The organism is Desulfobacterales bacterium, assembly GCA_034003325.1.
Classification (GTDB): domain Bacteria; phylum Desulfobacterota; class Desulfobacteria; order Desulfobacterales; family JAFDDL01; genus JAVEYW01.
Map to the genome: position 1 here is coordinate 77,658 of JAVEYW010000004.1, position 22,759 is coordinate 100,416.

Sequence of the window (22,759 nt, forward strand, 5' to 3'; positions counted from 1 at the left end):
AGTGGCCTCAGGGCTCACTTGTAAGTTTTCTATATTTTGCGTCAAGCCGATTAAAAACCTTATCAGCCGAAATGCCTGTGCCGCTATCCCTGCCTTCTTGAAGTTGCTGACGAAGGTTTTTAAGTTGCGTTGCTCGCAGTTCTTCATGCTCCTCGAACAGCCGCAAGGCGTCGCGGACGACCTCGCTTGCGCTGCTATATCGTCCGCTTTCAATTTTCTGTTTTATAAGGTTCTCAAAATGAGGACCTATTGCGTAACTGGATGGCATAACCAACCCCTCCCCTTTTTTTATCCATTTTTATTATATGTTGATAACATAAAAGGGGCGTAGTTTCAAGCAAACGCAGCACGGCCACTAGGTTGTTTACGGTCCGCCTGACCCCCGCCCGTTAATCCGGCCGGGGGTTTTTTATTGTCAAAGCGTTGCCCCATGGCCGCACCCGGAATTCTTTGGGAAAATCGGGATAATTTTTGGACGTTTACTTTTCTTGGCGTGCCATAAGTCATAAGCCGTTTGCATATTCATCCACGATTCCGCAGATCCTCCGAGTGCAGCCGCCAACCTGAGCGCCATGTCCGCGCTTACGCCGGCTTTGCGGTTGAGAATCCGCGATAGAGTTACGCGGGAAACACCAATCCGTTGAGCGAAATCAGTGATAGTTATGTTTCCATCTAAAAACACACCGTCCCTTAGCACTTCGCCGGGGTGCGGCGGGTTAAACATATCTCCCATGGTGGCCTCCTAATGATAATCCATATAATCTACCAGGCAGGCGTCTGCCCCATCAAACGTGAAAACAAGCCGCCAATTTTTATCTACCCATACAGCCCAATATCCCGATAAATCCCCTTTTAAACCGTGCAGCCGCCAGCCAGGAAGCGCCATGTCGTTTGGTGATATTGCGCTGTCGAGTTTTGCAAGCTGCAAACGCAACCTATTTGCGTGAATGGGCTGTATTCCGGCTTTCGAGCCTGTTTTGAAAAATTGTTCCACGCCTTTATGCTGGAAGCTCTTTATTATACGCACAGTGTAAAGACCTGCTTTACATTTGTCAACTCGCTTTATCCCTCTTCCCCACACCGCTCGTTAATCCGGCCGGGGGTTTTTTGTCAAGCATAGCCATGTCTTTCAATTTTATCTTCTCTCGGCCAGGGTGGTCTTGCTGACCCCCGGCAACAAATACTTTCCCATGGACAGGCGAAAGACGCTCTCGCCCAGCAGACCGGTCAGCACGGAGGCAATCCGCAGCGCTTTTCTTTCGGGATGTGTAACCCCGCCGATTCGGGTTTCGATATGGATAAAGCCTGTTTTCAGAAGCAATCGGCGCATGGTTGCCGGTGAAAAATCGTGAAGATGATAAGGCGTGTGGTACAAATCGAAATGATGGGCCGCCCGCCCCAAAAGCTTGATAATCGGGGTGGTGTTCGGCCAGCGCAGCAGAACGATTCCACCGGGCTTTAATATGCGCCGGACTTCTTGAAGCACGGCTACCGGATTCAGCAGATGCTCGATAACGTAAAAGAGCGTCACCACATCAAAACTGTGTTCGGCAAAATGCACATCCGTTAACGGCTTTCCGTAAATGGTCAGACCGAAGTGTTGTTGCGCATACCGTCTTCCGGTGGCGGAGATCTCGATTCCGGACGCCGTCCAGCCTCTATTTTTCATGGCCGCCGGGAAAAAGCCGTACCCGCACCCCACATCCAGAAGGTTCCCGGTTCGCCGGTGCAAGCGCTGCGCCAGAAGTTCCGCGGATCTGGAAATAACGGGTGCCATCATCTTTTCCCAGGCCGCGATGGTGGGCTCGTCAGCCGGCAGATAATCCCTGTAATTGCTCACTGCGCCGGCATCCGTCGGTTTGGGGTCAATGGACACAAGACCGCACTCGCCGCACTCAAGATACGACCTATCACTTTTCCGATAGATAGGGCGTAATAAGATAGAATTACAAAGCATACAGGGAGAAGCCACTGTCAGTCACCTTTTTTAGAGCCGGGGATTCATCCGTTTCAGCAGCGCGGGAAGGGTCAGGGCTGAAAACAAAAAACAAACCGTCACGCCGACGGCCGCGAACAGCCCCATACTTTCCAGAATGTGATAATCGGCCAGGTACAGGGAACCAAAGCCGCCGATGGTGGTAATGGTGGTGACCAGCACGGACCGGCCGCTGGTGGCAAGGGTGGTTTCCACCTTTCTGCTTTCCCGGTACCGGCCGACAATGTGAACCCCGTCATCAATCCCGATCCCCAGCAGCAGCGGCAGCACGATGAAATTAAAAAAATTTAAATGGGTTCCGGTCCACCCCATGATGCCGGCGGTGGTCAACAGGCCCAAGAATACGGGCACCAACACCAGCAGCACCGTGGAACCCTTTCGAAAATAAATCCAGATAATGCCGATAATCAATACACCCGCAAGCCCGATGGAAAAAAAGAGACGTTGCCGGCCAGCGCTCACCAATTCCCCCAGGGCCGAACGCGGATTGACGACAATCACATCAAAGGAAAGCGTACTCAGATGGTCTTTTAATACCGTCACCGCTTTTGGGTCGGCCACATGCGCCACCGCGATACCCTGAAGTTGATCCTCCGCCTGAAAATAAAAGGGATGATAGATATCGGGGTATGCGTCCAGCGGGTTTTCCATTCGAGGCGGTACCAATCGGTGATCGCTTTTAAATCGTTTTTCGAGAAAGGCCGAAAGGTGGTGAACGGAATCGGGTGAAAACCCATATTGCTTCAGCAATGCCGTCATGCGCTGAAGATTTACATTCGGTGGTGGCGAAAAGCTCGCCGAGGCCAGGCGGCCCAGCGATACCCAGGAGCTGACCGCGCCCGTTGCCTGAAGCGCCGCCACGGTCCGGTCCAGAATACGGCATTTTTCCCAATAATCATTGCCATCGTCCGCCTTCCAGGCAACCAGCACGCTCTCATCGCCCTGACCAAAGGCGCGCAGCATCGCTTCCTGGACCGTCACGGCCTCAAGCTTTTGCGGCTTTAATGCCATGGGGTCCTGCTCGAACGCCAGATAGCGGAGTCCTGGCAGCGCGGCGGCAAAGAGCACCCCCGTCAGCAGGAGGGCCGTTTTGGCATGCCCGTTCACCCATCGGCCGAGTGACTCCATGCCCAGCCGATGCGCCGGTGTATGTAACCATTTGACGGTATAGCGTTCGATCCAGACAAGCCACGCCGGTAACGCCCAGAGCATGTTGAGCATACAAAAAAAAAGGCCCAGCACCACCAGCCAGCCGATCTGAAACAATATGGGCGTATCCCCGAAGGTGATCACGAGAAACACGGCGAGCGTTGTCAGCCCGCCTACGAGAACAGCCCCCCCGGTCTGAAACACCGTCCGCTCAAGGGCGGCCTCAATCGTTTGGCCCTTTTGCCGCTCGGAAATATAGCGATCATAGATATGAATGGCAAAATCGATGCCGAGCCCGATGATCACAGCGGCAAAGGCCATGGCCAGCATATGGATGGCATCGCACAACACCGCCATCACGCCCATGGCAAGCTGAATACCGGCCACCAGGGGGATCATGAAAAAACTCAATACGAAAAAATTCCGGTAAACAATGATCAGGAACACGGTGATGCCGATCATCGATCCGATCAGGCACCCCGCAATATCGCCGCGAACCAGGGCCTCTTCCTGTGCGGCGATGGCGTACCCGCCGGTCATGCCGATCTCCAATTCCGGGACCGCCGACCGAATGCGCTCGACTTGCGCCAAAAGCCGGCGGGCCGCGTCCGGCTCCATAAGAGCCTTGGCCGGCGTGGCGATGATGAGCAGCGCACGCCCGTCCGCCGAGAGCAGGTTGGGCCCGGCGGCAAACACAAAGCCCTGATGAAGGCGTTGAAGCTTTTCCAGAATGAATTGCCTGAAATTAAAGGGGTCCATCGCAGCCATGCGGGCCAAATCCGCCGCGCCCGGCATGGCGATGATGGCCAGTGATTTTTGAAGCTCCCTTTCCAGGGCCTCTTCGGAGGTGATGAGATGAGAAAATTTCTCCTGATCTTCTTCCGTTAAAAAGATTTTGGGATCTTCGAGAAAGCGATCATAAATCGTCTTAAATTCTTCCGAGCCGACGGCTTCGGCTTTTTGATAGGTAATTTTTTCAAAGGCCGGCACATTATCCACGGTCATTTTCCGCAACGCATCCGTCAACCGTTTCGCAGAGTCGATGAGCGTCTTTCCTTCCACACGCAATGTTACCAGAAGGAACAACCGATCCTGCGCGGTCGAGCGCTTCATCGCATGAACCAGGACCTGAAAGGTGGGATTATCCGCGGGAAGTAATTTAAAAATATCTCTTTCAAATTTCAGCAAGCCCGTCACCAATACCGCAGCCAGCAACAGCACGTTGAAGGATAGCAGCACCCTGCCCGGGGTGTTCGCGATGCTTCGAATGATAAAGGATTTTAAGTTCATATCAATAGGGCCTTGAAAAATTCCGCGGCTTAAGCGACATCAGCCGGGAGGCGACGCCGCAAAACAACCGGCCCTGCCAGGGGGACTTCCCGCATTTTTTGGGGTTCGGGTGAATGAAACAAAATTTCCGGCATTTGATGGCCTGCATGCGTGCCGCAAAATCCTGAAACGGGCGTTCCGGATTCAGCGGCGTTTCAAAATAATCCGGAATATAATATCCAAAACTCGTAAAGGTGCCTGCGTTCACATCCGCATGTGCGGCATAAAAATCCTTAAAAGTGCGCCGATCCGTCACAATGCCGAATCGCTCGGGATCGATCTGCCAGGGGGCGCCCGGCTCCATTTCAACCGAGAGGGTTCTGATCGCGCGGACACACCGAAACCTTTTGGCAATCAGTCGCTGAAGAGCGATGGTTTCGGCTAAAAGCCGCTCATTCTCGCCGGGCAATCCATAGGTAAAAAAGACTTCAGTGGCGATGCCCATGGCGTTCATTTGTGACAGCTTGGTTAACAGCGCGTTTGTGGTAAAGCCGGGCCCCTTATGCCGCAAGCGAAGCGCTTCATTTCCGCATTCCGGAGACAGGGCGATAAGAGACTCCCGATCCGGAAAGGTTCGTTTAAATTCAGCCAGAAATTCATCCGTCGGCAGACCGTTGCATTCAAACATCCAACTGGGGAACAAGCCCTCTTTGCGCAAGGCCCGCCAGAGGGAAATAAAATAGGACTGCGTTTGCGGCTCCGGATCCATAGCGGACTGCATAATGCGGTAGCCCGCGGCCATGGCCGCCCGAACACTTTGAACGACGCTTCCGATATCCCGGTAAAGAAAGCCTTTCAGATGACTGACACATCGTTGCTGCGGCACCTGGGAACCGCCGCACCAGGTACAATTAAAGGGGCACCCGCGTCCGATGGGCACAGGAAAAAGGGATTGCCCCAAAGAAAAAAGTTTCCGGTTTTTCTCTTTGCTGAATCCTTTGGCAAAGAAAAAGGGAAGTCCCACGTACCGCACATAGCTTTCCCAATGGCGCAACAATGAAAAATTCGTGTAACTGAGCCGGCTGATAGCGGCCGTGTCCGCGACATAGGTCATTTCATTTTGCCGAACCGCCGCGCCATCCCGCCAGGTAAGATTCGGCACGCGGGCCAAATTCCTTTCCCCGGCCAGGGCTTTTACCAATGCCAGGGCGGGCGCTTCGCCGTGTCCGCGAATCACCGCGTCCACAATCGGAAACTCCCGAATGATTTCCTCATGAAAATAGGAGGCCGTATCCCCGCCGAGAAAGATAAAGAGCTCCGGGCGGGTTAATTTAAGGCATCTAGCCACCTCGATCACATCAAAGGCCTGGTGATGCCAGTGCAGGCTGAGACCCACGGCATTAATCCCGTCATCGGCCCGCAACAGCTCCGAAACGTTAAAGGCTCTGTTTTCGACCCATTCCACACCGAGGTGAACGACCTGTACCGCAACGCCGTTGACCGCCAGATGATCGGCAATGGCAAGAAGGCCCATGGGCATATAGTTCAGCCAGATGAAATCACCGATCGGTTTATAAAAATTATTAAATTTCGGGGTATGGATTAAAAGGGTTTTCACCGCTTCCCCCTGGCGCGCACCCGTAAACGTAAACGTACACGTACACGTGCACGTGCACGGTCCTTTACAATCAACCTATTGCCGCCGATTCTGAAACGCTTTGTTTTAATGGCGTATTGCCTTGTTCATATTTTTCGAACTCGATTCATCGCTGTTAGCCTTTCAATTTCGTGCACGTGCACGTGCACGTGTACGTTTACGTGCACGAAACTACAGTTACCGAAGTGCGGGATGGCGGTTATCGGTCGATGAAAGGTTATGTTCCTATCTCACCCCCCCGGTTATTTCAATGCCTTTTGCTTTGTCCGGTGAGCGCTTTGCTTGTTGAGAATAGTTCCTTGACACAATACCGGGCGTTCTATATTTAAAGACTCTCTAAACTTTCGCATGCAAGCGGGTGATATCGGCAATTATTTAAGCAAATGCTATTAAATAAGGAGGCGGTATGAAAAAAAGGCTGCGTAATTCAATGGTCGTTACGGTTGCCGTCTTATTTTGTTATGCATTATTGCCTGTCATTTCAAATTCTTTTGCCACAAGCTTTAAACATTACGCGGCAAATCAATTCAATGCCGATGCTTATACCGCCGGAATGAACAAAATCGGGCACAATACATTGGCCTGGGTGAATCCCACCGCCGATTTCTCCCGGTACGATGCCGTCACCATTATCGAAAACGACGATCGATATCTTCCCGTGCAGAATACGTTTTCATATACTCCGTTTGTTACGTTGTTCAATGTTCAATTTAAGCAAGCCCTTACTGTCAAAACCGGTGGGCAAAACAGCCTGCGCGTCGAGACGGCGGTGGTGGAATGCAATCCGGGCAATCGCGCCGCCCGGTTTCTCGTTGGGCTGGGGGCCGGGAAAACCGCCTGCGCAGCGGTATGTGAAGTCTATGCGCCGGGCAAAGCCGACGCCATCATGCGTATTTATACCCGGGATACCGGCAGCTTCGGCGGTGACAGCGTATCCATGTTAAACCACATTCTGACCCAATTGGCCATTCGCGCCGGCGCCGCGGTCAAAGACCAGATGGGCAAATAACCCCAGCCTCGGAGGATCGTCGAATTTGAACAAGGATGTCTTGAAACGAGAATTAAAGCAGTTGGTTGTTAAAACCCTTCGACTGGAAGAGGTTATCCCCGATGAAATAGACGATACGGCGCCCCTCTTTGGTGAGGGATTGGGGCTTGACTCCATCGATGCCCTGGAACTGGTGGTCGCCATTGAAAAGGCCTATAGCGTCGTTATCGAGGATGAGGAAGTCGGCCGCAAGGCATTTGCCTCCATTGCCGCCCTGGCTGAGTTTGTGATTGAAAAAAAGGCGGCCTGACGCCGCCCCGTGAGGGCGACCTGCCGGCCGACCTTACCACCGGAGAAAAAACCGATGAAATCCACCGTATTAAGAGATGCCATTTCCAATGAACTGCTCGGCCTGATCAGCAACCTGTCGAACAAAAACCTTCTTAGAGCCATGGGGGTTTTTGAAAAATTATCATCCATCGATTGGCATCGGCAGGGGGTATCCGCCGTTCGGGCGCTTATTGAAACCGATCATCCCGGCATCAATGCGGTTCGCCGAATCCTCAAACAGGCAAATCCCAAAGCTCGTTCCGCACTGCTCAACAATTTTATCCTCGGCTCTATTTTGCTGGGCTACAGAAGACGGCTGGCATTTTACAATGAGCACCAGGTGGCGCCCCCCGGCACGCTGATGATCAGCCCGACCCTTCGATGCAACCTCAAATGCTATGGCTGTTACGCCGATCATCATGAACACAAGCATGAGCTGACCTACGAGGAAGTGGATGCGGTGGTGACCGATGCCGCCGCCGCAGGAACCAATTTCTTTTTATTTCTCGGCGGAGAGCCGTTTATCGTCCCGTGGCTTCTGGATATCGTGGAAAAACATTCTCATAACGCCTTTTTGATATTCACCAACGGCCAGTTGATCGATGATCAAAAAGTGGCGCGTCTCGCGCAACTGGGGAATGCCGGTATCGCCATCGGCGTGGATGGTCTTCAAAAGGAAACCGATGAACGAAAAGGCCCCGGCGCTTTTGAGAAAGCCATGGAACGCATGCGGGCGCTGAACAAGGCAGGGGTTCTGGTCGGCTTCTCCGCCATGACCAGTCAGAAAAATTTCGATGTGCTTCATTCCGAAGCGTTTTACGACACCATGATCGAAAACGGCGCCGGATACGGCTGGATTCCGATCGCCGTACCCCAGGGAAGCGCCTGCCAGGATCCGAATCTAGTGCCGACCCAAGCGGAAAAAGCCCGGATTCCGGAACTCATTCGCAAAATCAAGCAAAAGAAAGAGTTGCTGCTCGTGGATTTTCTGACCGACGCCTACCTCACCGAGGGCTGCGGCGCCGGCCGGGTCATGTGGCATATCAATGCCAACGGCGATGTCGAACCCTGCGTCCTGATGCCCTATGCGGTCGATAACATTCGGGAGAAAAGTTTCACTGAAATCTGTAAATCCGACTTTCTGCGCCATATTCGCGATATCAGTCATCGAAACTGTAAAAACACGCAAACCTGTCTCATGGCCTATAAGCCCAAAGAGGTTCTTGAGGTCGTCTCAAAATTTGACGCCAGGGAAACCTCGATCGGTATTACGAAAGTCCTGAATGAATTGGCGCGGGCATAACCATAGCGGCAAGCACATTTTAATGATTTATCCGCGGAGAAACGGCGCCTGCACCGCGAACGACGCTGTTTTTCCTTTTCCCTTTCTGGGACTTCCGCAAGTGGCGGCCCTGATTCCGCCGTCCTACCGGGTCACCATCGCCGATGAGCGAATATCCCCGGTAACGGGCCGGGAAAAAGCGGATCTGGTCTTTATTTCCTGCCTGACGCACACGGCCTATCGCGGCTATGCGCTGGCGGATTTATTTACAAAACAAGGCATTCCGGTCGTAATGGGCGGGATTCATGTGAGCGTGCTGCCCGATGAGGCCGCTGCGTACGCCACGGCGGTGGTCATCGGTGAAGCCGAATCCCTGATTCACCAAATCCTGGCCGATTTTGAAAAGGGCGAATTATCCGCCAGTTACCGCGGGGAGCGAATCGCCGACCTCGATGAAATTCCGATACCCGACACCGCGCGCTTGACCCGGCGTCACCGGTTTTACCTGTCCGCCATTCAAACGAGCAGGGGATGCCCGCAGGATTGCGATTTTTGCGCGGTGCCCACCATCTCGGGCCGCGCCATTCGGGTAAAATCCCTGGCCACGGTGGACAAAGAACTTCGGGCGCTCCGGCAACTCAGATCCCGCGCCCTGTTTATTGTCGATGACAATTTTTTGATCAAAAAAGAGCGCTGCCTGGCCATCATGGCCTTAATCAAAAAATACGGGTTTCGCTGGATGGGGTTTTCAAATCTGTCGGTAAGCGAAGATGACGCGTTTCTGGCCTCGCTCAAGGACAGCGGATGTATGTCGCTATTTATCGGCTTTGAATCCCTTGGGGCGAATACCGGACTAACCAAAAACCGCCGGTTTTCCGGGCGTGAGGCCATGAGCCGGGCGATTTCCAAAATTCACGCCCACGGCATCGGCATTCAGGGCTCCTTTATCTTCGGGTTTGACTCGGATACAAAGGATGTGTTTAAAGAAACGGTGTCCTTTATACAGGAGAACGGCATCGAGCTGCCCAATATGTGCATTTACACCCCCTTTCCGGGAACCCCGTTATATGATGCCATGGAAAGAGACCATCGCCTGCTTCACAAGGATTGGTCCCAATACGACATGAACCATGCCGTGTTTCAGCCGAAACACATGACGCCGCGGGAACTGCAGCAAGGGTATGCTTGGGCGCTGAAATATTTATCCTCGCCGACCTCGATTCTCTCGAGATTGAAGCAACGAGGCGGGCCGTACCTGCATTTTCTGATCGCCAATTTCTCCCTCCATTTTTCACAAACACGCCTGGCGCGCGCCATGTGGAACCCTGCGGTGCACCGGGACTTCAAAGAGAGGCTTTCATGCCCTCGATAGGACTGGCAGGTCTTATTCTCGGTGCATATCTCGCCGCCGGCCGCATCGGGGCGGTCGCGACCTGCCTGATCTCCGGCGTGGCGCCCTGGAACACCCTGATATGCGTTGCGCTGATTGATTTTCTTCAAATTCCGGTCTACGGATTGATTCTGGAAACCATGAAAATCTCCGAGCGTATTTCCCATTGGGTGGAAGCGCGGTGGGAAAAGGTGAAAGGCCGGGTGGCCCATCACGCCTATTTGAGCCGGTTCGCCCGATACAAGCCGCTGACCGTCATGCTCGTCTCCTCGCTGCCGCTGCGGGGGTTCGGGGTCTTATCCGCTTGCGTACTGGCGCACATGCTGAAACAAAGCCGGTTGAGCGGAACGCTGTGCGTGCTGTCGGGTTCGGTGCTCAGTACCACCCTTTTAATCCTGTTATTTTATTTTCCGATCAGGTGGTTCAGTGCGATGTAATCAAAGAATACCGGAGGGCCGGGCGCTAAATTCCGCCTGCGAAGCGCTTTTCGCCCGAGCGGCGCGGTGGGGCGGCCGACCGGCAGCCGGCCGAATATGCCAAATTCTGAAAGATACCGTCAAACCCGGCATGAAGGTGCTGGATATCGGAACAGGACCCGGCGCCATTCCGTTTCATCTGAAAAAAAGGTATTCGGACGCCTCTTTCACCGGTCTTGATATCTCACCGGGTATTCTGCAAAAAGCCATGCGAGGCCAAAAAGGGAACAGCGGCCCCGTGGCATTTCTGTGCGGAGACGGAGAAGCCCTGCCCTTCGGGCCGCAAACAGTCGATGTCATTCTCTCTTTTTTCGCGCTACATCATATGGACCATCCCGAGCATCTTTTGATGGAAATCGACCGGGTGCTTAAACCCGGCGGCATATTGCTGATGATCGATTTCAGGCGCGATATGGCGCACGGACTCTATCGATTCCTCAATGCGCTCTGGAAAACCGCTTTTTTCTTCACGGCCGGGCGATCCGGATTTGAAGACTCCGTGCAATCCGCGTGGCTGCCCGATGAAATGGATTCCCGGCTGAAACACATCGGAAGCAATCGCTTTCGCCTTCATGCCAACCCGATGGAATTATGGGTCATGGCCAATATCGGAGAATCGGATGCCTAACCTTTGTTGCCGCCACGTTTTAAAACAGGTCAGCCGGGTTGCCGCCCTGGTGATCATCGCCTTTATGATCCCGGTAGGATCGACACCCCGGGCCGCCGCGGAAGAGACGCCGACCTTGCTTCCCGACAATGCCCGGCCGGGCCTCTTTGATCGGTTGAAACAGGTTCAGGCCACCTTAAAAACGTTTCAGGCGCATTTTGTCGAACTGCGAAGCGTCACCGGACTGGCAGCACCGATTCGCTATGAGGGAACGCTTTATTTTGAGAAGGATCGCCTTTTTTTCATGCAATATGACAGCCCCGTCCATCATGTACTTCGCGTGCGGGGAAAAGAAGCGCTCATGTACATCGAAGGCAGTCCCACCGCCGATGTGATGATGCTTTCAAATCAGGGCGCGGTGGCGGAAAACGCCGCTTTTCTGGCATGGGATCCCAACCGCTTCACGGGCACGATCTCCCAGACCGCGGACACCTATTTTTTTCAAGATACGACCGCCGGCGCGGCGCTCACCTTTGCGCTGCACAAGCAATCGCTGATCATGAAACACTTGAAAATCGACAACCACACCGGCGATATCACCGACATCCGCTTTTCATCGGAAAAGCTCAACGCCCCCTTACCCGAAAAGGTACTCGACTTTAAACTGCCCGAAGGCGTTATCCTGAACAGAATGACGCAGCCATGACGATAACAGCCAGTGGCCCTTTATCACCCGCGATACGGATTTCCGGAATGGGTGCCGTCACTGCCTTCGGCCTTGGCGTCGCCGCCTACTGGCAATCGATCGCCGCCGGAAAAACCGCCTTTTCTCCCATCGACCTTTTCCCGGCCGAACCGCATCGAACCCGCATCGCAGGTGAAATCAAAACGGTTATCAATCAGCGCTTTAAGCGCATCGATGCCCGCATGCTCTCCAGGGCGGATCGGTTTGCCCTTTGCGCGGCCAAAGAAGCGCTGAGGGCTGCGGGGCTTCTCGATGAGGCAACCGGAAAAGTGTCCTATAGCGGACACATGGGCCTTATCATCGGCACGGCCGCAGGCGGGATTCTCGGCCTGGAGCGGTTTTTCAGAAAACGCCATTTCAGCCTTCCCATAAAAGCCCCGTTGACGATGCTCACTTCTTTTTGCCTATCCGCCATGGGCGCCCACATTGCCACCGAGTTCGGCATTTCGGGCAGACGGCTTACGATCGCCACGGTTTGCTCGTCGAGTGGTCTCGCCCTGGCCGCGGCCTATGATCTGTTAAAGGCGCATCGGCTCGACTGCGCGCTGGTGGTAGGGGCGGAAAGCCTCTCCGAAGTCACCCTGGCCGGTTTCAATGCGCTTCGGTCCGTGGACCCCGAAACCTGCCGCCCCTTTGACGCCAACCGAAAGGGCCTTGTTCTGGGCGAAGGCGCGGGTGCCATGGTTCTTGTGAAGGATTCCGCCGGCAGCACGGCACCGCATTTTCCCGCACTCACCGGTTACGGGCTTTTGACGGATGTCCATCATTTTACGGCGCCGCACCCGGAAGGCCGCGCCGTTGCCGAAACCATTCTGCAGGCAATGGCAAGGGCGGGCATTTCCCCCGAATCCGTGAATTATATCAATGCGCACGGCACCGGAACGCCCTTGAACGATGCAGCCGAATGCTTGGGCATTCAAGCCGCGTTCGGGGAACACAGCCGGCATCTCGCCATTTCTTCGACCAAATCCATGGTGGGCCATGCACTGGGCGCAGCCAGTGTTCTGGAAGCCATCGCCGTGGTGCTGGCCATGAGAAACGGCATGATTCCGCCGACCGCCAATCTTCAAACACCGGCGCGGGAATGCGCGCTTGATTTCGTTCCAATCACCTCGCGAAAAGAGGCCGTCTCCTGCGCGCTTTCCAATTCCTTTGCCTTTGGCGGCAGTAACGTCAGCCTCGTGTTCGAGAACCGGGACGAACCAAAGCTGACACCTTCGAATTCGGCGGTCGCTTTTGCCGAGCCGGTTATCACCGGCATGGGAATCGTTTCGCCTTTTGGGGCGGGCCTGCAACCCTTCCTAAACGCGGTTCATGAGAACCGTTCGGGCCTGACCCGATTGAGCGTCCTCCACGAAGACTGGGCCGGCGTATTGGGCGGATACGTGGGTCTATCGTCCCTTCGCGCGTTGATTCCGGTCAAGTTTCGGCGTCACTTTAACCGCCAGGCCTCGTTTTTATACATGGCGCTTAAAGAAGCGCTCACGCATGCAGGACTTGACGCCGACACGCCCGCGCCCCCCCCGAGCATCGCCTATGGTTCCGCCTTCGGATGCTCGGGCAATGTGCACCGGTTTTATACGCAATTGCTCACGGACGGTCCCCGGTTCGCCTCCCCCCAGGAATTTAACCTCTCGGTGACCAATGCACCGCCCGCCCTGGTGGCGCAGGCCTTGAATCTGGCCGGTCCGCTGTGGGTATTCGTTTCCGATGAGGTCTCCTTTGACATCTGCCTTCACTGGGCTGCCGAACAGATTCAAAGCAACCTCGCCGAACGGGTGATCGTGTGTGCCGCCGAGGAAATCTCCGAATCGATCCTGGCCATTCATCAGCATATCGGATTTTTTGATGCGGCACACAAAAACTTCGCCCTTGGCGAAGGCGCCGTCTGTATGATTCTCGAATCCAGAAGGGCCGCGGAACATCGCGGGGCGTGGATTTTCGGCCGCATTCTGCGCTGGACCACCCGGCAGGATACCACCTGCGGCCCGCTCACCTATTCAAAATCGGGCCGGTTTTTGATGGATGCCGTTGCGGAACTCCTTGATGACAACCTGAAAAAAAACCATGCCATCGCTTGCATCACGCCCGAAAACGGCGCGCCCGGCTGCGACGAAGCTTCCGCCGAAACCATGCGCCATATTCGCGACCTTACGGGAAACGCCGTGCCGCCGGGAAACCCGGTCAAACGCCTGATAGGCGAATCCGGTTTCGCGGGTGGCGCGGGGATTGCGGCCGCCCTCCTTGAAAGCGTTGAAACCGCCTGCAACACACCGATTCTCTCTTTAAACGCTTCCCGTGGCGGCATTCATACCGCAACGCTCATTCAACCCGGCCCTGTATGCCCATGAGTGAATTCACTTCACCCTATGATGTTGTCGTGGTCGGCGCGGGCCTTGCGGGATTAACCTGCGCGGTCCTTTTGGCCAAAGCGGGCGCAAAGGTGGTCCTGCTGGAGAAAAACCGCCGTATCGGCGGTTATGCCGTTACCTATACCGTAAAAGGACATCGGTTTGACATCGCGGTTCAGGCCATCGGCGGCTGCGACGCCGATGGGGCGGTACACCAAATTTTATCGGAATTGGAAGTTCGGGATCAGCTCACCTTTCTGCCATGCCGCCCGGCAAGGGCCTATTATTTTGATCATGGCCAAACCCCATGGCTTCAATCAGGCTTACTCAACGAACTCATTGCGTCGCTATGCGAAATTTCACCGAATCATCAAAGCGCCGTTGAAACATGCTATGCCGTCTTCAGCGGCCTTATGGCCGAGTTAAGCGCCATCGCGGAATGGCATACCGGAAACGCGGCATTCGGATTTGCCCGCCGCTTTCCGCTCCTGGCGACATACAGTGGTCATACGGTCAAGCAGTTTCTGAATGAAATGGGCCTGCCCCCCGTGCTTCAGCAACGCATCACGGCCAGAACAGGCTACTGCATGCTGCCGCCCGAAACATTATCCCTCATCGGATTTGCCTGCACGGAAATCACTTACAGCCGCGAGGCTTGGATCGTCAAAGGCGGCATGGCGAATATTCCCAACGCATTGGCATCGGCACTGACCGCCTTCGGCGGGGTTTTGAAAAAAAACACCAAAGCCGCAAAAATTCAGACCCACCTGGGAAGGATCACCGGCATTCTGACGACGGACGGCACGCTTTATGCCGCTCCGGTCGTGGTCATCGCATCGGCAGCCGCACCGGCCCTGACGCATTGGCTTGACCCGCCCGGTCTGCTTCCGGACCGATACCGCCGAAAACTGGCAACCATGCAACCGACCGGCTCGTATTATATCGCCTACTACAGCATTCCGGCCGCACGCGGCGGCAACCTGTTACCCAATATGGAAATCAGCACACGCCAAACGGACAAACACCTTTTCGACATCGCCAAAAGCTATTACGTTCTGGTGCCGTCGCTGGTGGATGCATCCGCCGCGCCGCCCGGTCGCCATTGCCTTTGTCTCAGTGTGCCGTGCGCGCCCGAAACCACTCTCGGCACAGCTCAAAGAGGGCGGTATCGAAGCCTGCTGGAACAGGCCTTTCAGTCGCGCTTTTCTTTCCTTGCCGGGCAAATGGACTTTCTGTTTGACCTTGAACCCGCGCAATTGGGGGCCGTCAGCGGCAATCCGGGGGGATCGGCCTACGGGTGGGCGCAGATTCCGGAACAATCCGGCATTCGGCGGCTGAACCTGAAAACACCGGTTCCGGGCCTGTTTCTGGCCGGACACTGGACCATGCCGGGTGGCGGCATTGCGGGGGTGATGACATCCGGAAAGCTGTGCGCGAAGATGATCTTGAACGAAAAAAAAAATGGGTTAAGGTCTGAGGTCTGAGGACTGAGGACTGAGGACTCGAGGCGGGAATATGAAGAAGATACTGATGATTTCACCGGCGCGACGCCGGGCAAAAAACGAAGACTTTGTGTTTAAGATGAGTTTTCTGAATCTGCCGTACCTGGCGGCCGCGACACCACCCGAGTATGCGGTGGAAATCGTGGACGAAGCGCATCGGCATATCGATTTTGCCGAGAGACCGTGGCTTGTGGCGCTTTCCGCTCAGACGCCGGTGGCGCCGCGCGCCTATGAAATCGCCCGGGAGTTCAAGCAACGCGGGGTTCGAGTGGTCATGGGCGGGGTGCATGCCTCCACCCTGCCGCAAGAAGCCCTGCAATATGTCGACAGCGTGATTATCGGAGAAGGGGAATTTATCTGGCCGACACTGCTGTCCGATCTGGAAAAGGGCGCGCTCAAACCGATATACGAGGGCGGCACGGATCGCGACTTAACGGGGCTGCCGCGGCCCCGCAGGGATCTTCTAAATCCGCGCCATTATATTCCGCTGACCATGGTGGAAACCACGCGCGGATGCCCGCACCAGTGCGATTTTTGCGGAGTCTCCCGATTTTTCGGCCACAAATACCGCAAACGGCCGGTCGCGGAAGTAATCGCCGAACTATCTTCCCTGTTCGGCAGCGGGTTCCGGCATTCCATCAGCCAGTTTTTCGCCCAGCGCGGTTTTGATCTTCCCTATTTTATCGAACGCCGCCTCATCTACTTCATCGACAGCAATTTCGGCGCGGACACGCAGTATACGAGTGAGCTGCTGGAAGCCCTAAAAGCGATGGATGTGCTCTGGTGGGCACACGCCACGGTCGACATCGCCAATGACGATGCTTTCTTGCGCCTCATGCGCGACAGCGGCGGGCTCGCGCTCAATATCGGATTCGAAACGCTATCCGGTGAAAACCTGAAGACCATGCATAAATCCTTTGCCGGCCGATTCGATTACGCCAAGGCCGTTCAAAAAATCCACCGATACGGCATCGGCGTCATGGGCACCTTCGTGGTGGGATTTGATAACGAAGAAGCCGCCATCTTTGACGATATTTATCAATTTGCCCTGGACACGCAACTGGACTGGGCCTTGGTCTTTATTCGAACGCCCTACCCCGGCACGAGCCTTTATGAAGAGATGCGACAGGCGGGGCGACTCTTAACCACCGAATGGGAAAAATACGACACCTTAAACTGCGTTATTTCACCCATCGGCATGAACCCGGAAGCACTCGAAACAGGGCTTCGCCGCACCTGGAAAAAAATCTTCTCGTTACCGTCGATCCATCACCGAATCATTCGATCTCCCAGAGTGCATCCCCTGTTTTACCTGGGAATGAACCTGCAGTTTTTTCACTTGACAAGGACCTGGAAATGAAAAAACTAAAATCAAGAATTCTGTATCACGGCGGCACGCTCCCCATTCCCGCTTATTTTCAGAAAGGCCATCTCGTATTTGAAAAGAACGTTTTGACCATCAACGCCAAAGCCAAGGACCGCCGGTTTGATATCGACGTTCGCATTCCAATGGAAAGGTTGGCTTCGGTAACAGCCGCGGAGAAAAAATACTACAGCTCAACGGCCTATATGCTGGAAATTCATTACCGGAACGAAGCAAACAAGGAAGAGAGGCTGGAGATCGAGATTCGTTCCTTCGGCCGACGGGGCCGGGCGCAGGCGATTTCTCGCAATTGGGCGAACATACTGAACGGGGAGACAATCGATGACTGAAAAAGAACCCTTGATCCCAAAACACGGCGGCTACCGCAACCTGAAAAGCTTTCAGGTATCGCAACTGGTCTATGACCTGACCGTGCGCTTCTGCAACCGCTACATCGACCGGTTCAGCCGCACCCGCGACCAGATGGTGCAGGCCGCGCGAAGCGGCGTGCAAAATATTGCAGAAGGCTCACAGGCCGCCGGGACCTCCAAGAAAACAGAGCTGAAACTGACCAACGTGGCCCGGGCAAGCCTGGAGGAGTTGCGCCTGGATTACGAGGATTTTTTGAGGCAACGCGGCTTGCCGGTCTGGGACCGGCAAGATCCGCGCCGTCAGGCGCTGATAGACAAAAGGTGCCAAAGCGCTGATGAGGTGGCGGCTTGGGTGAAAACAACCCATGATTGCGGAGAGGGTGGAAAGGGTGAGATTTTTGGTGGACGAAGTGGACATTGTGGACAAAGTGGACCCAGTGGACAAAAACCCGGCATCGGCCCGTCCACTCAGTCCACCCAGTCCACTTCGTCCACCTCGTCCACCTCGTCCACTCAGTCCACCAAAAAACCCACCCCCACCTACCCCGAAATCGCAGCCAACGCCGCCCTATCCCTGCTCGCAGTCGCCACCACCCTTTTAGACCGCCAGATCAAAGCCCTCGCCAAAAGCTTTGAAACCCAAGGCGGTTTCACTGAGCGCCTCTACCGCGTGCGCACCGCCAATCGAAACCCCAAAAACCGGTCCTGAACGCAGCGCCCGCTGATCAACCGCCCAGATAAACCTTCCCCCGGGCCTCTGCCGCCGCAACCAGCACCTCCACGAGAACATCCACATAATCATACACCCGAGCGCTTTTCTTTCCCGGCGCAGGTCTTAACACGCGTCCCAAATATTGAAGCACTCTTCCGCTAAAGCGCACCGGCGTGGCAAAAAACAGCGTGCTCAGGTCGGGGCAATCAAACCCCTCTCCGATCAATTGCCCGGTGGCCACCAGCACCGCCACCTCGCCCGCCGCGATTCTGTCGAGGACGGCCCGCCGCTCCTTAACGCTTAAATTCCCCGTCATCACGGCGGAAGATACGTGGTGCTTGTATTTTAAAAGGGTGTGCAGCGTTTCAGCGTGAATTTTCCGGTCCGTGAGAATGAGACACACGCCGTCGCGTTGTTCCACCTCATGGGCGACATCCGCGGCAATCAGCCGGTTTCTTGTGTCATCGCAGGTCAATTCCGAAAGCATGCGGCTGTATTCTTTCACCGGGTCGTGAAAGGGCTTAAACCCGGTTTCCCTGACGATGACATCGGCTTTGAGCACATGGCCGTCTTTAACGAGCCCTGCCTGTTCGACCTCGTGATGCACATCGCCCAGATGCCAGAAAATAAGCTTTGATAAGTTATCCCGTCGCCACGGGGTGGCGCTGAGCCCGAGCATGTACCGGGCATCAAAGGCGGAAAGGGCTTCGGTAAAGGTCCGGCTCGGGGTTCGATGGCATTCATCCACCACGATATATCCGCAGCGGGACGCGATTTCTTCAGCGCATTGATAAAGGCTCTGCACCATGGCCACGGTAATGGTATCGCCGATCTTTTTTTTCCCGGCGCCGATCAATCCGATTTCATTTTCCGGAATGTTTAAAAACGAAGCGATCCGCGCCATCCACTGAAAGGCCAGATCCTTGGTGTGAACCACGATCACTGCGGGCTGAGCGCGCCGGGCAATCATGTAAAGGGCGATCACCGTCTTTCCGGACCCCGTGGGCGCGCACAAGGTACCGAATTCTTTTTTGAGCATTGCATTCGCCGCGATTTTCTGAAACGGCTTTAACGCGCCTGAAAAGGTCATGGCCACCGGGTCCAGCTCCCGGCGTTGATCCTCAAGGGTGTAATCAATGCCCGATTTTTTCAGATCCATCATCAGCCGGCGGGTATAACCGCGCGGAAGCATCAGGCCCGTTTTGCCGAAGGTGTCATAAAACCGAAGCGTCTTGGGCGTATTCCGGTTCCATCGGCCCATGCGTTCGTTTTCAAGCCAGACGGGGTTTGAAAGGGTGAATTGTTCCATCAGTTCCCGGCGGGTTGCATCGGGCAATCCGATGAGCTTCAGCCGGTTGGAAAGGGTGAGGGTTACCGTATTGAGCGCTCCTTTCTACGTCAAATCGTCTTCCAGACCGTCATCTCCCTCGGCATCCACTTCAATATCAATATCATCGTCATCCGAATCCTCATCGCCGATATCATCATCGATCAAATCATTCACGATCTCCGGTTTCATCTTGATAACATCCGGCACCACGGTATCTTCTCCTTCCCTGTGGGAGAAGGCCTCTCTGTCATCGAACATCAGCTCGATGCGATCCTCCTGATCGGTTTCATAGAGTTGCAGAATACTTTCGGCCATCTTTTGCGCATAGATCACTCTCGGGTACATGTTATGGGTTCGAAAGGTCGAAATCAGCTTGTCAACCCCCGCTGAAATGGCGGCGCGAATGGTTGCGCCGCTGTGACTTTCCTCGCAGATAAGCGAAAAAACCTCCTTTTCAAGCTCGGTATATTCGCTGATGGTCAGGGTTTCCTTCCCGCCGCTTTTGGTCAGAACATATTTTTGCCGCATTTTCCCCCTTTATGTGTGAAATGGGTTGGATGAAGTTTCGCTATTCGTTTAATCGTTATCCGGACCCTGCCCATTGTCAATGGGTAATCAGGAAATGCCGATCGCCCTTCGAACCGTTTCCGCGATAATTTCACAATATTGCCGGGTAATCGCCTGCGTTGGCCCTTCCACCATCACGCGGCACATGGGTTGCGTGCCCGAATACCGCACCAGCACACGCCCCTTATCCCCCAATGCCGCCGCCGCTGCTTCAATGGCTTGCTGAATTTCGGGAACCGTTTCGATCGGCGGTTTTTCCCGAACATCCACGTTTATCAGCACCTGCGGAAATACGGTCATGACCCGGCTTAGTTCCGATAAGGGTTTATTTTTCATCGCCATCACTTCCAGGAGCCGCAAGCCCGCCAGCAGGCCGTCACCGGTGGTGTGATGATTCAGAAAAATCATGTGGCCCGAATCTTCTCCGCCGAGAGTGGCTCCGGTTTCGCGCATCATTTCCAGCACATACCGGTCCCCCACCTGCGCCGTGTAATGCGCAATACCGTATGCCTTCATGGCCGCCTTAAAGCCGAGATTACTCATCACCGTGGTCACGACCTTGTTCTCTTTCAACAGGCCTTTTTTGGATAAAGCCGTTGCGCAAACCGCCAGAATCTGATCGCCGGTGAGCACCTTTCCCGTCTCATCCACGGCAATGAGCCGGTCGCCGTCCCCGTCAAAAGCAAGCCCGATATCGGCGCCGGTTTTCAACACGGCTTCGGCAAGCGCCTCCGGATGCTGTGAGCCGCAAGCATCATTGATGTTTCGTCCGTCCGGCGAAATAAAGAGCGCGTTCACCTCGGCGCCCAATTGTTCAAACACTCGCGGCGCTGCTTGAAAGGTCGCCCCATTGGCGCAATCGATCACGATTTTCATTCCGGCAAGCGTAAACCCGGCCGGCAAGGTACGGATCAGAAAATCCGCATATGCTTGAACCCCTTCGGAACAAATTCGAACCCGGCCCGTATTTTCGGTTCCGGGCGCAAGCGAGCTGTTCTCGAGAACCGCCGTTTCCAGCTCATGTTCCGCCGCATCGCTCAGTTTAAAGCCATCCGGACCGAACACCTTGATGCCGTTGTCAAAATAGGGGTTGTGAGAGGCCGATATCACCACCCCGGCATGGGCCTTGATGGCCTGAATATGATAGGCAACCGCCGGTGTGGGAATGACGCCATACTGCAAGGCATCGCCGCCGGCCGAGCAGATGCCGGCGGCCAGGGCCGAAGCCAGCATATCTCCGGACAAACGTGTATCCTGACCGATCACAATCACCGGTGCATCCGTTTCTTTTTTAAATAAGGTGGCCAGCGCCCGCCCCACGGCCAGCGCCATCTCCGCCGTCACCGGATACGAATTGGCCACCCCGCGAATGCCGTCCGTGCCGAAAAGTTTTCCCATCATTCCGTTTATCCTTATGCGGCCTTGAAACCAAAGGCCGGTAACAAAGCAAATGCCGCACCGGAATGCGCATCGACCATTCCCTGCAGCCACTGGGTGCCCAGAGAGGCTTCCTCATCGTTGAGACTTTTTATCACGGCAATGTAGTCTTTTCCCTTTTCTTGAATATGGGATTGAATCACCGAAATAAAGGCGGCTGCTTTTGCAGCATCGCCGGTTTCATTTTTCAGGTTCAAAAAAAGCTGCGACAATTCAGCGCTTCGCTCATGCAATTGCGCTTTTTGCGCCAATAAGGCGGCCGAAGCGTTTTCACCGGCCTGCTCCCGATAAATGCGGGCCGACTCAGGCAATTTTTGAGCCAATGCGTCCAGCCGGGTAATCCGCTCCGCGATTCCCATATACACCTTTTCCATCAAACCGCCCCATAAGGCGTCGGGAAACGCGTCGGAAATAAATTCACGGCGAACGACCCCATACCAGGCGCGAAGGGCCATCAGATTGGTGATATATAAAATATTATTCTGAACAATGCGCTTGATGCTGCGATAAAAACCGGTCTCAAAGGGCATATTGCCGCTTCGGCCGATGCCATCGATCAAAAGCCGGTTCGGCCGCAGCTCATCTTTTCGATAAATGCACCCGGCGGCAATCACCGTGCCGAAAGCGAGCCGGCAAGGGCCTACCAGCCCGCCCTGCCCGCCCAAAAAAACAGGGCGCTGATTTAGCATCACGCCGTCCGGCACATTCCCCATCAAGGAGGCCGTGGCCTTGTCCTGATTGGGGGTAAAATTAAAATGGACATATGAGCTGCCCACCTCGCTGTGATCCTTGCGGCTCGTGCCGCCCGTCATCAGGCAGTCACAAAAATTGATCAGGCTACCGAGCGTCACGAAAGGAAAGAGAATCGTTTGCTTGAGCCCCACCGTATGCGCGCCGGATGCCTCTTCCTCCAGAATCGTGCCTTCCCGCACCTGCGCGCCGGACCCCATGCCGGATCTTTTCAAAAACACGGCGTCCTTGAAATACCCGCCCTTAAGTTGCACCTCGGGGCCGATCTGGCAATTTTCAAGGGTCACCGGGGCTTCCCGGCCGAGCTCCGCGCCGGCGCAGATCAGGGTGCCGGCGCCGAAAATCCGGCATCCCGCGTGGAGGATAACCCCCTCGCCAGAAATACGGTCGGGATCGACTTCCGGCCCGAGCGCAATGCTGTGAGGGGCCTGGATTTTCACGCCTTTTTCCACTAGGGCATGAACACGTTCATCGAGTTTCATAAGTT

Annotated in this window: 22 protein-coding genes; 12 read left to right on the top strand and 10 right to left on the bottom strand. The window is 54.9% G+C overall.

Annotated elements, in window-relative coordinates:
• Positions 1 to 7: 7 nt before the first annotated feature.
• The 6 genes from RBT11_05365 to RBT11_05390 all read right to left on the bottom strand — a co-directional run bounded on the left by RBT11_05365 (position 8) and on the right by RBT11_05390 (position 6,032).
• Entirely contained in the window at positions 8 to 268 is a 261-nt protein-coding gene (locus RBT11_05365; GenBank protein MDX9786177.1) for a type II toxin-antitoxin system ParD family antitoxin, read from the bottom strand.
• A gap of 147 nt (positions 269 to 415) precedes the next feature.
• Complete coding sequence (locus RBT11_05370) at positions 416 to 733, bottom strand: HigA family addiction module antitoxin (protein MDX9786178.1); 318 nt, start codon at positions 731 to 733, stop codon at positions 416 to 418.
• Positions 734 to 742: 9 nt separating this feature from the next.
• A complete protein-coding gene (locus tag RBT11_05375; GenBank protein MDX9786179.1) occupies positions 743 to 1,081 on the bottom strand; it encodes a type II toxin-antitoxin system RelE/ParE family toxin in 339 nt (112 codons plus the stop codon).
• A 54-nt stretch (positions 1,082 to 1,135) separates the two neighbouring features.
• A complete protein-coding gene (locus RBT11_05380; protein ID MDX9786180.1) occupies positions 1,136 to 1,876 on the bottom strand; it encodes a methyltransferase domain-containing protein in 741 nt (246 codons plus the stop codon).
• A gap of 111 nt (positions 1,877 to 1,987) precedes the next feature.
• Complete coding sequence (locus RBT11_05385) at positions 1,988 to 4,435, bottom strand: MMPL family transporter (protein MDX9786181.1); 2,448 nt, start codon at positions 4,433 to 4,435, stop codon at positions 1,988 to 1,990.
• 1 nt (position 4,436) lies between these two features.
• Entirely contained in the window at positions 4,437 to 6,032 is a 1,596-nt protein-coding gene (locus RBT11_05390) for a cobalamin-dependent protein (GenBank protein MDX9786182.1), read from the bottom strand.
• A 445-nt stretch (positions 6,033 to 6,477) separates the two neighbouring features.
• Between RBT11_05390 and RBT11_05395 the strand changes: the two genes are divergently transcribed.
• The 12 genes from RBT11_05395 to RBT11_05450 are packed head-to-tail and all read left to right on the top strand — an operon-like array spanning position 6,478 to position 18,185.
• Positions 6,478 to 7,080, top strand: a complete 603-nt coding sequence (locus tag RBT11_05395) for a DUF4410 domain-containing protein (protein MDX9786183.1) — start codon at positions 6,478 to 6,480, stop codon at positions 7,078 to 7,080.
• A 25-nt stretch (positions 7,081 to 7,105) separates the two neighbouring features.
• Positions 7,106 to 7,369 carry a phosphopantetheine-binding protein gene (locus RBT11_05400; protein MDX9786184.1) on the top strand — a complete coding sequence of 88 codons (264 nt, stop codon included), beginning with the start codon at positions 7,106 to 7,108 and terminating at the stop codon, positions 7,367 to 7,369.
• Between the two features lie 54 nt (positions 7,370 to 7,423).
• Positions 7,424 to 8,692, top strand: coding sequence for a radical SAM protein (locus tag RBT11_05405; GenBank protein MDX9786185.1), 1,269 nt, complete (start codon positions 7,424 to 7,426; stop codon positions 8,690 to 8,692).
• On the top strand, positions 8,673 to 10,043 hold the full coding sequence (locus RBT11_05410) for a radical SAM protein (GenBank protein ID MDX9786186.1): 1,371 nt from the start codon (positions 8,673 to 8,675) through the stop codon (positions 10,041 to 10,043). Before RBT11_05405 ends, RBT11_05410 begins: the two co-directional genes overlap by 20 nt.
• On the top strand, positions 10,031 to 10,498 hold the full coding sequence (locus RBT11_05415) for a small multi-drug export protein (protein ID MDX9786187.1): 468 nt from the start codon (positions 10,031 to 10,033) through the stop codon (positions 10,496 to 10,498). The genes RBT11_05410 and RBT11_05415 overlap by 13 nt, the downstream gene beginning before the upstream one ends.
• Positions 10,488 to 11,165 carry a class I SAM-dependent methyltransferase gene (locus RBT11_05420; protein ID MDX9786188.1) on the top strand — a complete coding sequence of 226 codons (678 nt, stop codon included), beginning with the start codon at positions 10,488 to 10,490 and terminating at the stop codon, positions 11,163 to 11,165. Before RBT11_05415 ends, RBT11_05420 begins: the two co-directional genes overlap by 11 nt.
• Positions 11,158 to 11,850 carry an outer membrane lipoprotein carrier protein LolA gene (locus tag RBT11_05425; GenBank protein MDX9786189.1) on the top strand — a complete coding sequence of 231 codons (693 nt, stop codon included), beginning with the start codon at positions 11,158 to 11,160 and terminating at the stop codon, positions 11,848 to 11,850. The genes RBT11_05420 and RBT11_05425 overlap by 8 nt, the downstream gene beginning before the upstream one ends.
• Positions 11,847 to 14,240, top strand: a complete 2,394-nt coding sequence (locus RBT11_05430; GenBank protein MDX9786190.1) for a beta-ketoacyl-[acyl-carrier-protein] synthase family protein — start codon at positions 11,847 to 11,849, stop codon at positions 14,238 to 14,240. The genes RBT11_05425 and RBT11_05430 overlap by 4 nt, the downstream gene beginning before the upstream one ends.
• Positions 14,237 to 15,724 (top strand): NAD(P)/FAD-dependent oxidoreductase, encoded by a 1,488-nt coding sequence (locus tag RBT11_05435; GenBank protein ID MDX9786191.1) that lies wholly within the window; start codon positions 14,237 to 14,239, stop codon positions 15,722 to 15,724. The genes RBT11_05430 and RBT11_05435 overlap by 4 nt, the downstream gene beginning before the upstream one ends.
• Before the next feature lie 31 nt (positions 15,725 to 15,755).
• Positions 15,756 to 17,102, top strand: coding sequence for a radical SAM protein (locus tag RBT11_05440; protein MDX9786192.1), 1,347 nt, complete (start codon positions 15,756 to 15,758; stop codon positions 17,100 to 17,102).
• Entirely contained in the window at positions 17,099 to 17,455 is a 357-nt protein-coding gene (locus tag RBT11_05445) for a hypothetical protein (protein ID MDX9786193.1), read from the top strand. Before RBT11_05440 ends, RBT11_05445 begins: the two co-directional genes overlap by 4 nt.
• Entirely contained in the window at positions 17,448 to 18,185 is a 738-nt protein-coding gene (locus RBT11_05450; protein MDX9786194.1) for a four helix bundle suffix domain-containing protein, read from the top strand. The genes RBT11_05445 and RBT11_05450 overlap by 8 nt, the downstream gene beginning before the upstream one ends.
• Before the next feature lie 16 nt (positions 18,186 to 18,201).
• Here RBT11_05450 and RBT11_05455 read toward each other — a convergent pair whose 3' ends face one another.
• The 4 genes from RBT11_05455 to RBT11_05470 all read right to left on the bottom strand — a co-directional run bounded on the left by RBT11_05455 (position 18,202) and on the right by RBT11_05470 (position 22,754).
• The gene (locus RBT11_05455) at positions 18,202 to 19,524 is read right to left on the bottom strand and encodes a DEAD/DEAH box helicase (GenBank protein ID MDX9786195.1); all 1,323 of its coding nucleotides are present in this window, start codon (positions 19,522 to 19,524) and stop codon (positions 18,202 to 18,204) included.
• A gap of 57 nt (positions 19,525 to 19,581) precedes the next feature.
• Entirely contained in the window at positions 19,582 to 20,046 is a 465-nt protein-coding gene (locus RBT11_05460; GenBank protein ID MDX9786196.1) for a hypothetical protein, read from the bottom strand.
• Positions 20,047 to 20,133: 87 nt separating this feature from the next.
• Positions 20,134 to 21,486, bottom strand: a complete 1,353-nt coding sequence (gene glmM / locus RBT11_05465; protein ID MDX9786197.1) for a phosphoglucosamine mutase — start codon at positions 21,484 to 21,486, stop codon at positions 20,134 to 20,136.
• 11 nt (positions 21,487 to 21,497) lie between these two features.
• Entirely contained in the window at positions 21,498 to 22,754 is a 1,257-nt protein-coding gene (locus tag RBT11_05470; GenBank protein MDX9786198.1) for a protein GlmU, read from the bottom strand.
• Between the last annotated feature and the right edge of the window lie 5 nt (positions 22,755 to 22,759).